9 protein-coding genes, 1 tRNA gene and 2 rRNA genes are annotated in these 12,394 nt (G+C 61.2%); 5 read left to right on the plus strand and 7 right to left on the minus strand.

Features of this window, described 5'->3' with window-relative positions; all coding sequences use genetic code 11:
* Window positions 1–136: 136 nt before the first annotated feature.
* From iclR to C9411_RS12205, 5 genes are all read left to right on the plus strand, one after another.
* Entirely contained in the window at window positions 137–967 is an 831-nt protein-coding gene (gene iclR / locus C9411_RS12185) for a glyoxylate bypass operon transcriptional repressor IclR (protein WP_004936648.1), read from the plus strand.
* A 249-nt stretch (window positions 968–1,216) separates the two neighbouring features.
* Window positions 1,217–1,756, plus strand: coding sequence for a gluconokinase (gene gntK, locus C9411_RS12190; protein ID WP_033636235.1), 540 nt, complete (start codon window positions 1,217–1,219; stop codon window positions 1,754–1,756).
* Window positions 1,753–3,090 carry a gluconate transporter gene (gntU, locus tag C9411_RS12195; RefSeq protein WP_107227139.1) on the plus strand — a complete coding sequence of 446 codons (1,338 nt, stop codon included), beginning with the start codon at window positions 1,753–1,755 and terminating at the stop codon, window positions 3,088–3,090. The genes gntK and gntU overlap by 4 nt, the downstream gene beginning before the upstream one ends.
* A 98-nt stretch (window positions 3,091–3,188) precedes the next feature.
* Window positions 3,189–5,003, plus strand: coding sequence for a phosphogluconate dehydratase (gene edd, locus C9411_RS12200; protein WP_107227128.1), 1,815 nt, complete (start codon window positions 3,189–3,191; stop codon window positions 5,001–5,003).
* A 54-nt stretch (window positions 5,004–5,057) separates the two neighbouring features.
* Window positions 5,058–5,699: a bifunctional 4-hydroxy-2-oxoglutarate aldolase/2-dehydro-3-deoxy-phosphogluconate aldolase gene (locus tag C9411_RS12205; RefSeq protein WP_063988509.1), complete on the plus strand. Its 642-nt coding sequence runs from the start codon at window positions 5,058–5,060 to the stop codon at window positions 5,697–5,699.
* A gap of 1 nt (window position 5,700) precedes the next feature.
* On the opposite strand, the gene aceK is transcribed toward C9411_RS12205, so the two are convergent.
* The 7 genes from aceK to rrf (C9411_RS12240) all read right to left on the minus strand — a co-directional run bounded on the left by aceK (window position 5,701) and on the right by rrf (C9411_RS12240) (window position 12,389).
* The gene (gene aceK / locus C9411_RS12210) at window positions 5,701–7,455 is read right to left on the minus strand and encodes a bifunctional isocitrate dehydrogenase kinase/phosphatase (protein ID WP_063988508.1); all 1,755 of its coding nucleotides are present in this window, start codon (window positions 7,453–7,455) and stop codon (window positions 5,701–5,703) included.
* 69 nt (window positions 7,456–7,524) lie between these two features.
* Complete coding sequence (gene aceA, locus C9411_RS12215) at window positions 7,525–8,832, minus strand: isocitrate lyase (protein WP_004936630.1); 1,308 nt, start codon at window positions 8,830–8,832, stop codon at window positions 7,525–7,527.
* A 41-nt stretch (window positions 8,833–8,873) separates the two neighbouring features.
* Complete coding sequence (gene aceB / locus C9411_RS12220; protein WP_107227129.1) at window positions 8,874–10,472, minus strand: malate synthase A; 1,599 nt, start codon at window positions 10,470–10,472, stop codon at window positions 8,874–8,876.
* Between the two features lie 374 nt (window positions 10,473–10,846).
* Entirely contained in the window at window positions 10,847–11,776 is a 930-nt protein-coding gene (gene metA / locus C9411_RS12225; protein ID WP_063988506.1) for a homoserine O-succinyltransferase, read from the minus strand.
* A 246-nt stretch (window positions 11,777–12,022) separates the two neighbouring features.
* Window positions 12,023–12,138, minus strand: a 5S ribosomal RNA gene (gene rrf, locus C9411_RS12230).
* 45 nt (window positions 12,139–12,183) lie between these two features.
* Window positions 12,184–12,259 (minus strand) — tRNA-Thr (locus tag C9411_RS12235).
* Window positions 12,260–12,273: 14 nt separating this feature from the next.
* Window positions 12,274–12,389: ribosomal RNA gene (rrf, locus tag C9411_RS12240) — 5S ribosomal RNA — on the minus strand.
* Window positions 12,390–12,394: the final 5 nt, after the last annotated feature.

A 12,394-nucleotide genomic window follows, 5' to 3' on the forward strand; every position in this document is an offset into this window, starting at 1 on the left:
TAGGGACAAAGGGCCAGGCGACAATTGAGAGTTTTTCAGGTTGTGCGCCAACACCTCCGATGAGCTGACGGCGACTTGCAATTCATCGACAAAAAACGAAAATGAATTCCATCATACGGAAAAAGGAATCTCATCCATGGCCACCCCTGCTCCCGCCAAACGCGGCAAGAAGCCCCGCGCAGCAGCCCCGGCCGCCAGTGCGGCGACCGGCCAGGTACAATCGTTGACCCGTGGCCTGAAGCTGTTGGAATACATTTCGGAAGCCCAGGGCAACGTGGCGCTGACCGATCTGGCCCAGCAGGCCGGCCTGCCGAACTCCACCACTCACCGCCTGCTCACCACCATGCAGCAGCAGGGATTCGTGCGCCAGGTTGGCGATCTCGGCCTGTGGACCATCGGCTCGCACGCCTTTGTGGTCGGCAGCAGCTTCCTGCAAAGCCGCAACCTGCTGGCGATGGTGCATCCGACGCTGCGCCGCCTGATGGAAGAGTCCGGCGAAACCGTCAATCTGGCGGTGCTGGATACCAGCGAGTACCAGGCGATCATCATCGATCAGGTGCAGTGTACGGCGCTGATGCGCATGTCGGCGCCGATCGGCGGCAAACTGCCGATGCACGCCTCCGGCGCCGGCAAAGCGTTCCTCGCCACCCTGCCGGACGATCAGGTGACCAAACTGCTGCACAAGAAAGGTATGCACACCTACACGCCGCACACCCTGACGCCGCACAACCTGAAAGAGGGGCTGGCGCAGATCCGCAAACAGGGCTTCTCCTTTGACGACGAAGAGCACGCGCTCGGCCTGCGCTGCGTGGCGGCCTGTATCTTCGACGAGCACCGCGAAGCCTTCGCCGCCATCTCCATCTCCGGCCCGGTGTCGCGCATCACCGATGACCGCGTGATCGAACTGGGGGCGCTGGTGATCCACGCGGCGAAAGAGATCAGCCTGGCCTACGGCGGCGTGCGCTGATCCCCCCTCCGAGGGGCGCCCCTGCGCGCCCTCTCTCCTGATTCCTTGATCTGTTGTCAGCATGTAACAGGCTATCGGCATCCTGTTTAGCACACGGAAAAAAGCTTGAAGCCGATCACAGTTAACGATCCTCACGGCGAAAGCCCATTGCAACCGCTCAAACTTCCTTCGACAATGTTACCGATAACATGTTACCGGTAACAACAAGCTGAACGAAGGTAACGTCACCCGGTGTTTTGGAGCCAAGCCATGACCAACAATCAAAATCGCATTTACGTCGTTATGGGCGTTTCCGGCAGCGGCAAGTCCGCCGTCGCCGCCGCCGCGGCCCGCCAACTCTCCGCCGGTTTCCTCGACGGCGACTTCCTGCATCCGCGCAGCAACATCCTGAAGATGGCCGCCGGCGAAGCGTTGAACGACGACGACCGCGCGCCGTGGCTGGCCGCGCTCAATGACGCCGCCTTCGCCATGCAGCGCACCAACAACGTGTCGATCATCGTCTGCTCGGCGCTGAAAAAGCAGTATCGCGACCGCCTGCGCGCCGGCAACGGCAACCTGTCGTTCATCTATCTGCACGGCGAGTTCCCGGTGATCGAGTCCCGCCTGGCGGCGCGTAACGGCCACTTCTTCAAACCGCAAATGCTGGTGACCCAGTTCGCCGCGCTCGAGCAGCCGGGCGCCGACGAAAGCGACGTGATGGCGATCGACATCAATCAGCCGCTGGACGCGGTGATCGCCGATACCGTGCGCCATATCCAGAGCTTCCTGCCGCAGGACGTGTGCGCGTGAGTACCGTTACGCTGGTCGGTACCGCAGTCGGCTCGGTTTTACTGCTGTTATTCCTGGTGATGAAGGCGCGCATGCACGCCTTCGTCGCGCTGATGCTGGTGTCCATCGCCGCCGGCATCTTCTCCGGCATGCCGCTGGACCATATCGCCGACACCATGCAAAAAGGCATGGGCGACACGCTGGGCTTCCTGGCGATCGTCGTGGCGCTGGGGGCGATGTTCGGCAAGATCCTGCATGAGGTCGGCGCGCTCGATCAAATTGCGGCGCAATTGCTGAAACGATTCGGACAAAGCAAGGCGCACTACGCGCTCGGCATCGCCGGCCTGATCTGCGCGCTACCGCTGTTCTTCGACGTGGCGGTGGTGCTGCTGATCGGCATCGTGTTCGCCGTGGCGCGCCGCACCGACGGCAATATCGTCAAGCTGGCGATCCCGCTGTTCGCCGGCGTGGCCGCCGCAGCGTCCTTCCTGCTGCCGGGGCCAGTGCCGATGCTGCTGGCTTCGCAGATGAAGGCCGACTTCGGCTGGATGATCGCCATCGGCCTGGTGGCGGCCGTGATCGGCATGCTGATCGCCGGCCCGCTGTACGGCAGCCTTATCAGCCGCTTCGTCAACTGGCCGATGCCGCCGGAAGAGAACGAGCCTACGCTGACCAAGGGCAATCTGCCGTCGTTCGGCTTCAGCCTGGCGTTGGTGCTGTGCCCGCTGGTGCTGGTCGGCATGAAAACCATCGGCGCGCGGCTGGTCACTCCCGGCTCGCAGCTGCAGCAGTGGCTGGAGTTTATCGGCCACCCGTTCACCGCCATCCTGCTGGCCTGCCTGATCGTGATTTACGGCCTGGCGAAACCGCGCGGCATGAGCAACGAACAGACGCTGGCCATCTGCTCCGCCGCCGTGCAACCGGCCGGGATCATCCTGCTGATGACCGGCGCCGGCGGGGTGTTCAAACAGATCCTGGTAGATTCCGGCGTTGGGCCGGCGCTGGGTGATGCCATGATCGGCGCCGGCCTGCCGATCGCCGTGGCCGCCTTCGCGCTGTCCGCCATGGTGCGGGTGATTCAGGGCTCGGCCACCGTCGCCTGCCTGACCACCGTCGGCCTGATGCTGCCGGTCACCAGCCAGCTCGGGCTGAGCGGCGGGCAACTGGCCGCGCTGGCTATCTGCATCGCCGGCGGCTCCATCGTGCTGAGCCACGTCAACGACGCCGGTTTCTGGCTGTTCGGCAAATTTACCGGCGCCAACGAACTGCAAACGCTGAAAACCTGGACGGTGATGGAAACGATTCTGGGCAGCGTCGGCGGCGCCATCGGCATGATTGCATTCACGATGTTTTAAATCCTAAATCGCCCCCGGCCTTGCACACCAGGGCTGCAAATTACCCCCGGGGGCACCGCCACAGGCGGCGACTATAACAACAGCAATGTGAGGAAGGCATGATTAATCCAACCTTGTCCCGTGTCACACAGCGCATCATCCACCGTTCCCAGGCCAGCCGCGCCGCCTATCTGACGCGCATCGAGGCGGCCCGTTCCCAAACCGTCCACCGCGCGCAGCTGGCCTGCGGCAACCTGGCCCACGGCTTCGCCGCCTGTCAGCCTGATGACAAGACGGCGCTGAAAAACATGGTGCGCAGCGATATCGCCATCATTACCGCCTACAACGACATGCTGTCGGCCCACCAGCCGTACGAACACTACCCGCAGCGGCTGAAACAGGCGCTGAAGGCAGTGGGCGCCGTGGGCCAGGTGGCCGGCGGCGTGCCGGCGATGTGCGACGGCGTGACGCAGGGGCAGGACGGCATGGAGCTGTCGCTGATGAGCCGCGACGTGATCGCCATGTCGGCCGCCGTCGGCCTGTCGCACAATATGTTTGACGGCGCGCTGTTCCTCGGCATTTGCGACAAGATCGTGCCGGGGCTGGTGATGGCCGCCCTCTCCTTCGGCCACCTGCCCGCGCTGTTCGTGCCGGCCGGCCCGATGAGCAGCGGTTTGCCCAACAAGGAAAAGGTGCGCGTGCGCCAGCTGTACGCCGAGGGCAAGGCCGATCGTCTGGCGCTGCTGGAAGCTGAGGCCGCCTCCTATCACGGCATCGGCACCTGCACCTTCTACGGCACCGCCAACACCAACCAGATGGTGATGGAAGTGATGGGCCTGCATCTGCCAGGCGCCTCTTTCGTGCATCCGGACACGCCGCTGCGCGACGCGCTGAACGACGCCTCTGCGCGCCAGGTGACGCGACTGACCGACACCGCCGGCAACTACCTGCCGATCGGCCGCCTGGTGGACGAGAAAGTGGTGGTAAACGGCATCGTCTCGCTGCTGGCCACCGGCGGTTCCACCAACCTCACCATGCATCTGGTGGCGATGGCGCGGGCGGCGGGCATCATCATCACCTGGGACGATTTCTCGGAGCTGTCGGAGGCGGTGCCGCTGCTGTGTCGCATCTACCCGAACGGCCCGGCCGACATCAACCAGTTCCAGGCCGCCGGCGGCGTGCCGTTGGTGGTGCGTGAGCTGTTGCAACACGGGCTGCTGCACGAAGACGTGCACACCGTGGCCGGTTTCGGCCTGCACCGCTACACCCAGGAACCGTGGCTGGATAATGGCCAGCTGGTGTGGCGCGCAGGCGTAGCCAGCTCGCTCGACGCCAGCGTGATCGCCAGCGTCGCTCAGCCGTTTGAGCATCACGGCGGCACCAAAGTGATGGCCGGCAATCTGGGCCGTGCGGTGATGAAAACCTCGGCGGTGCCCGCCGACAACCAGATCATCGAAGCGCCGGCGGTGGTGTTCGACAGCCAGCACGACATCGTGCCGGCGTTCGAAGCCGGCAAGCTGGATCGCGATTGCGTGGTGGTGGTGCGCTTCCAGGGGCCACAGGCCAACGGCATGCCTGAGCTGCACAAGCTGATGCCGCCGCTGGGCGTGCTGATGGATCGCGGCTTCAAAGTGGCGCTGGTGACCGATGGCCGCCTGTCCGGCGCCTCCGGCAAGGTGCCTTCCGCCATCCACGTCACCCCGGAAGCCTATACCGGCGGCCTGCTGGCGAAAGTGCGCGACGGCGATCCGATCCGCGTCAACGGCCGCAGCGGCGAGCTCCAGGTGCTGGTCGACGCCGACGAACTGGCCCAGCGCACGCCATGCCAACCCGATCTGAGCGCCGAACACATCGGCTGCGGCCGCGAGCTGTTCGGCGCGCTGCGCAGCCAGCTGTCCGGCGCCGAACAGGGCGCCTGCTGCATCACATTTTAATCGATAGCCTGGCCGCATCGCCGCCTGGCGGCGGCCACAGAGGAGAACGTCATCATGAACAAGTGGAAAACAAGCGCCGAGCAGATCCTGACGGCGGGGCCGGTGGTGCCGGTCATCGTGATCAACAAGCTGGAACATGCGGTGCCGCTGGCGAAAGCGCTGGTCGCCGGCGGCGTGCGAGTGCTGGAAGTAACGCTGCGCACCGCCTGCGCCATGGACGCCATTCGCGCCATCGCCCAAGCAGTGCCGGAAGCGATCATCGGCGCCGGTACGGTGATCAATCCGCAGCAGCTGCGTGAAGTGACCGAGGCCGGTGCGCAGTTCGCCATCAGCCCAGGCCTGACCGACGAGTTGCTTAAGGCTGCCACCGCCGGGTCTATTCCGCTTATTCCGGGCATCAGCACCGTTTCCGAGCTGATGCAGGGCATGGATTACGGCCTGCGCGAGTTTAAATTCTTCCCGGCTGAAGCCAACGGTGGCGTAAAAGCGCTGCAGGCGATCGGCGGCCCGTTCCCACAGGTGCGCTTCTGCCCGACCGGCGGCATCTCGCCGGACAATTACCGCAGCTATCTGGCGCTGAAAAGCGTGCTGTGCATCGGCGGCTCCTGGCTGGTGCCGGCGGACGCGCTGGAAAGCGGCGACTACGCCCGCATCACCGAACTGGCGCGCGCCGCCGTCGCGGGCGCTCAGGCCTGATTTACATCGCAGCGGTGGCGGCCGGTAGCGCCGCCCCGCTGCGCTGGCTGAACCGCTGCTTCTTGCGATAAGCGAACACGTCTTCCACATGCCCCTCGCGGATGCGCTGCTGCAACCCGCGCCAATACTCCGCCGTAAACAGATCGCTGTGCAGCTCTTCAAACACCTGCCGAATGCGCCGATCGCCGCACAGGAAGTGGCGAAACTCCTCCGGGAACACGTCGTTGGGCGCGATGCTGTACCACGGCTCGCTGGCCAGCTCGTCCTCCGGATAGCGCGGCGGCGGAATGTCGCGGAAGTTAACCTCGGTCATGTAGCAAATTTCGTCGTAGTCGTAGAACACCACCCGCCCGTGGCGCGTCACGCCAAAGTTCTTGAACAGCATGTCGCCGGGGAAGATATTGGCGGCGGCCAACTGCTTGATGGCATTGCCGTACTCTTCGATCGCATCGCGCATCTGCTGGTCGTTGGCCTGCTCCAGATACAGGTTCAGCGGCGTCATGCGCCGTTCCATATACAGATGCTTGATTACGATGCGGTCGCCGAGATCCTCCAGCTTGCCCGGCACTTCGCGCCGCAGTTCTGCCAACAGCTCTGGGCTGAGGCGCGCCTTGTCGACGACAAAATTCTCGTACTCCTGGGTATCCGCCATGCGCCCAACGCGATCGTGCTCTTTCACCAACTGATAGCAGGCCATCACCTGCGCCTGCGTCACCTCTTTTTGCGGGGCAAATTCGTCTTTGATCACTTTGAATACCCGATCGAAAGACGGCAGGGTGAATACCAGCATCACCATGCCCTTCACTCCCGGCGCAATGATGAATTGCTCCTGCGACTGCGCCATAAAGGTCAGGTATTCGCGATAGCATTCGGTTTTGCCGTGCTTCTGGCAGCCAATCGCCATGTACAGCTCGGCGGTGGTCTTGCCCGGCAGGATCTCGCGCAGCCACTCCACCATCGCCGCCGGCAGCGGCGCGTAGACCATGAAATAAGAACGGGCGAAGCCGAAGACGATGCTGGCCTCGGCCTTACCGGTCAGGCAGGCGTCGATAAACAGCGCGCCCGATTCACTATGGTGGATCGGCAGCAAGAACGGATAAACGCCGTCGGCCAGGCGCAGCTTGCCAACCAGCCAGGCGGCCTTGTTGCGATAGAACAGTTCGTTGGCGATCTGGAAGGTTGCCCCCGCCAGCTGCTGTGCGCTGAAGGCACGTTGCAGCGCCTGAGTGATGTCGCGAATATCGCGCGTCAAATCCTCCCACGGCAGCCGCAGCGGCAGATCGCTCAGCACGCTGCGCAGCATCGCCGGCAGATCGCCATGGGGAGTGAAATCGCGCGCCAGCGGACGCGGAATGTCGCGAAAACGCCGCTCCGGCTGCGAACTGAAGACGAACAGTTTGTCCGGCGTCAGATCGCGGTGCTTAAACAGCCGGCAGTAGACCGAGTTAAAGAAGCTTTCGGCAATCTCGAAACGCGGATAGTCCGGCAACAGGTCGATATAGACTGCTTTGACCCGGCTGGGGAAGTCGGCGTCGAAGTATTTCTGCCCGGTGATGCATTTGAGCTGCTCCACCACCAGGCCGACGTGATGGTCGTACAGATGGATGCGCTTTTTCATCGCCTGCTGCACCGCCGGCCAGTCCGCCTGCTCGAAGCGCTGCTGCGCGCCGGCGGTCACCTCCAGAAAGCGGCCGTACTGCGCGTCGAAGCCCTGCAGGATCGTCTGTGCGATCAACAACTCCAGTTTTGCCGCCATCCTTACCCCCGCCAGAAAAAGAAGCCTGCGCATGCAGGCTCCGGGTGAAACGTCTTCAAGCTTGCCGCATCAGAACTGCTGTTCTTCCGTCGAACCGGTCAGCGCGGTGACCGAAGAGGCGCCGCCCTGAATGATGGTGGTGACCTTGTCGAAGTAGCCGGTGCCCACCTCTTGCTGGTGCGACGCGAAGGTATAACCGCGATCCACCGCGGCGAACTCCGCCTGCTGCACCTTCTCGACGTAGTGTTTCATACCCTCGCCCTGCGCATAGGCGTGCGCCAGGTCGAACATGTTGAACCACATGCTGTGGATGCCCGCCAGCGTGATGAACTGATATTTGTAGCCCATGTCCGACAGCGCCTGCTGGAAGCGAGCGATGGTCTGGTCGTCGAGGTTCTTCTTCCAGTTGAACGACGGCGAGCAGTTGTAGGCCAGCAGCTTGCCCGGGTATTTGGCGTGGATGGCGTCGGCGAAGCGTTGGGCGGCGTCCAGATCCGGCGTTGAGGTTTCGCACCACACCATATCGGCGTAAGGGGCGTAAGCCAGGCCGCGACTGATCGCCTGCTCGACGCCGGCATGGGTACGGAAGAAGCCTTCCGCCGTGCGCTCGCCGGTGACGAAGGCGCTGTCATACGGATCGCAGTCGGAGGTCAGCAGGTCGGCCGCATCGGCGTCGGTGCGGGCGATCACCAGCGTCGGCACGCCGAGCACGTCGGCCGCCAGGCGCGCGGCGACCAGTTTCTGGATCGCTTCTTGCGTCGGCACCAGCACTTTGCCCCCCATATGGCCGCATTTCTTCACCGCCGCCAGCTGGTCTTCAAAGTGCACCCCGGCGGCGCCGGCGGTGATCATCGCTTTCATCAGCTCGAAGGCGTTCAGCACGCCGCCGAAGCCGGCTTCCGCATCGGCGACGATCGGCAGGAAATAATCGGTGTAGCCTTTGCTGCCCGGCTCAATCTGGTTAGCCCATTGGATCTGATCGGCGCGGCGGAAGGTATTGTTGATGCGCTCGACGACCTTCGGCACCGAGTCCACCGGATACAGCGACTGGTCAGGGTACATGGCCGCCGCGCTGTTGGCGTCCGCCGCCACCTGCCAACCGGACAGGTAGATAGCCTCGACGCCGGCTTTGGCCTGCTGCAGCGCCTGGCCGCCGGTCAGCGCGCCCAGGCAGTTCACGTAGCCTTTGCGCGCCTTGCCGTTCAACAATGCCCACAGTTTGGCGGCGCCGTTTTGCGCCAGGGTGCATTCCGGGTTGACCGAACCGCGCAGGTTGATCACGTCTTCGGCGCTGTAAGGGCGGGTGATGCCTTCCCAACGGGCCGATTTCCATTCCTGTTCCAGCTGCTGGATCTGTTGAGAGCGAGAGGTAGACATAATTTTTATCCTTTCAGTCATGTAGGGTTGATTGGGAAAATTCAGGCCAGCAGCTCATAGCCGGGCAGCGTCAGGAAATCGATTAATTCATCTTGCGTGGTGATGCGCTCCATCAGGCGCGCCGCCTCTTCAAACCGGCCGGCGTTAAAGCGCGCTTCCCCTACTTCTTCACGCACCACCAACATCTCTTCTTGCAGCATCTGGCGGAACAGCGCCTTGGTGACCGGGCGCCCATCGCTCAGGCTCTTCTCGTGGTGGATCCACTGCCAGATAGACGTACGGGAGATCTCCGCCGTCGCCGCATCTTCCATCAAACCGTAAATCGGCACGCAGCCGTTGCCGGAGATCCAGGCTTCGATGTACTGCACCGCCACGCGGATATTGGCGCGCATCCCCGCTTCGGTGCGTTCGCCGTCGCACGGTTCCAACAACTGTGCGGCGCTGATTGGCGCGTCTCGCTCACGCAGCACCTCCAGCTGGTTTTGGCGATCGCCCAATGCTTTGCCGAATACCTCCATCACCGTGTCCGCCAGCCCCGGGTGCGCCACCCAGGTGCCATCGTGACCGTTGCTGGCCTCCAGCTCTTTGTCCGCCCGTACCTTGTTCAACACCCAGTCATTTTTCTCGGCGTCTTTGCTCGGAATAAACGCCGCCATACCGCCCATGGCAAACGCGCCGCGCTTATGACAGGTTTTGATCAGCAGGCGCGAATAGGCGCTGAGGAAAGGCTTCTCCATGGTCACCGACTGACGATCCGGCAGCACGCGATCGCCGTGATTCTTCAGCGTTTTGATGTAGCTGAAGATGTAATCCCAGCGGCCGCAGTTCAGGCCGACGATGTGGTCGCGCAGGTGGTAGAGGATTTCGTCCATCTGGAACACCGCCGGCAGGGTTTCGATCAGCACGGTCGCTTTGATGGTGCCGCGCGGCAGATCGAAACGATCCTCGGTAAAGCTGAAGACATCGCTCCACCAGGCCGCCTCTTCCCAAGACTGGGTTTTCGGCAGGTAGAAATATGGGCCGCTGCCCTTGGCCAGCAGCTGACGATAGTTGTGATAGAAGTACAGCGCGAAATCGAACAGGCCGCCGGGAATGGCTTCATCACGCCACAGCACGTGTTTTTCCGGCAAATGCAGGCCGCGCACGCGGGCGATTAACACCGCCGGGTTCGGCTTCAGCTGGTAGATTTTGCCGGCTTCATTGGTGTAGGAAATGGTGCCGTTAACCGCATCGTGCAGGTTGATTTGGCCATCGATGACTTTGTTCCAACTTGGTGCCAGCGAGTCTTCGAAATCCGCCATGAACACTTTTACGTTGGCGTTCAGCGCATTGATCACCATCTTGCGCTCGACCGGCCCGGTGATCTCCACGCGACGATCGCGCAGGTCTTGCGGAATACCACGGATTTGCCAGTCGCCTTCACGAATGGAATCGGTTTCCGAAATAAACCCCGGCAGTTCGCCGCGATCGATATTTTGCTGCCAGCGGACACGCGCCGCCAGCAGCTCGTTGCGCCGCGGCGTGAATTTCCCCACCAGTTCCGCCAAGAATTCAACCGCTCCATCCGTCAATACCTGGCGCTCCGCTGCGGCGAAACCCTGCGTAAACCTTAACTCCGTGCCTGCTATCTGTTGCGTCATGACCTTGCTCCTTCCTATCGTTGCGCCCGAGCGACCGGCGCATTTTCATCAGAAATCACTGTGGATCAGGGCGGATGAAACGATCCTCAACTGGTCAGATCTCATCCCGATAGAGTTAAGAATACTCAACAAAAAATAAAAATCAAAAACCATTTCCATTTTATTATTAAATATTTTATTAACACTTTATTATCAATTAGTTAGGATAAATAACACAATCACCAGGTAAGGAAACTGCTTCCAGTAACTTAATGAAGACGCACTAACGCCTTGTTGGACAATAGATTTTTTGGAGAAGTGACGGATAAAAAGAAGGGCGTGCAGAGGGTCAACAGTGCGGCGGCCTCGATTCAGCCGCCGGCAAGCAGAAAAGATCAGTCGAGCGTCGGATTCATATGGCGCAGATCGTACGGCGTGATCTGGTAGACGTAATAGTTGAGCCAGTTGGAAAACAGCAGATGCCCGTGGCTGCGCCAGGTGGCTTTCGGTGTCAGGGCGGGGTTGTCATCGGGGAAGTAGTTGAGCGGAACGGCAGGATCGAGGCCAGCTTCGTTGTCGCGACAATACTCCCCCGCCAGGGTCAGCGTATCGTATTCCGGATGGCCGGTGACAAACGCCAGGCGCTTGTCCCTGCTGGCGAACAGGTAGGCGCCGGCCTGTTCGGATTCGGCCAGAATATCCAGGTCGGTATATTGGCGAATCACCTCGGTCGGGAAATCGGCATAGCGTGAATGCGGTGCCAGGAAGCTTTCGTCGAAGCCGCGCGTCAGCAACGCATGCTGTTGCAGCGTTTGGTGCGGGTAAACGCCGGAGAGCTTCACTTCGCGCGTCATCTTGGGAATGCCGTACAGGATGTTCAGCGCCGCCTGTACCGCCCAGCACACGAACAGCGTGGAGGTCACGTGGTTCTTGGCCCAGTCGATCACCCGTTCGATCTGCGGCCAGTAGGCAACATCGCAGAAATCGACCAGCCCCAGCGGCGCACCGGTAACGATCAGACCATCGAAGTTCTCGTTCTGGATGTCTTCAAAGTCGCAGTAGAAGTTGTTCAGATGCTCGGCTGGCGTGTTCTTCGATTCGCGGCTATCGATACGCAGCAGCTGGATATCGATCTGCAGCGGCGAATTGGACAACAGGCGCAGAAACTGGTTTTCCGTTTCGATCTTCTTCGGCATCAGGTTGAGGATCAGCACTTTCAGTGGCCTGATTTCCTGTGTTTTTGCCCGCGAGGATGTCATCACGAAGACATTCTCACCGCGCAAGAAATTGACCGCAGGTAACTCATCAGGAACACGAATCGGCATTGCTTAACCCTCACACATCCATTTATACGTTTAGACTTCTAGATGCCCGAAGATAGCGTTTTTTTCCGTCGCTGTCGAGCATTCAGCGAGAAGGTGAAAATGTTTCATTGCGCGATCTGCGCCAAGATATGAGTAGAGGGAGTAAAGGGGCTGAAAAGCGAAAAGGCCATGCTCGTGCAGAACGCCAGATAACAGATAAAACAAAAAGCCCCATGCTTTCGCATGGGGCTTGTTGCTTTATTTGATGCTTGGCAGTGTCCTACTCTCGCATGGGGAGACCCCACACTACCATCGGCGCTACGGCGTTTCACTTCTGAGTTCGGCATGGGGTCAGGTGGGACCACCGCGCTATTGCCGCCAAGCAAATTCTTTTTTCTGCCGAACTTCTAAACCCACTTTAAATAAAGTGGTGCTGATACCCAGAGTCGAACTGGGGACCTCACCCTTACCAAGGGTGCGCTCTACCAACTGAGCCATATCAGCACGCTTAATTTGATGCCTGGCAGTGTCCTACTCTCGCATGGGGAGACCCCACACTACCATCGGCGCTACGGCGTTTCACTTCTGAGTTCGGCATGGGGTCAGGTGGGACCACCGCGCTATTGCCGCCAGGCAAAT

This window comes from Serratia sp. Nf2, assembly GCF_003028435.1.
GTDB classification, from domain to species: domain Bacteria; phylum Pseudomonadota; class Gammaproteobacteria; order Enterobacterales; family Enterobacteriaceae; genus Serratia; species Serratia marcescens_L.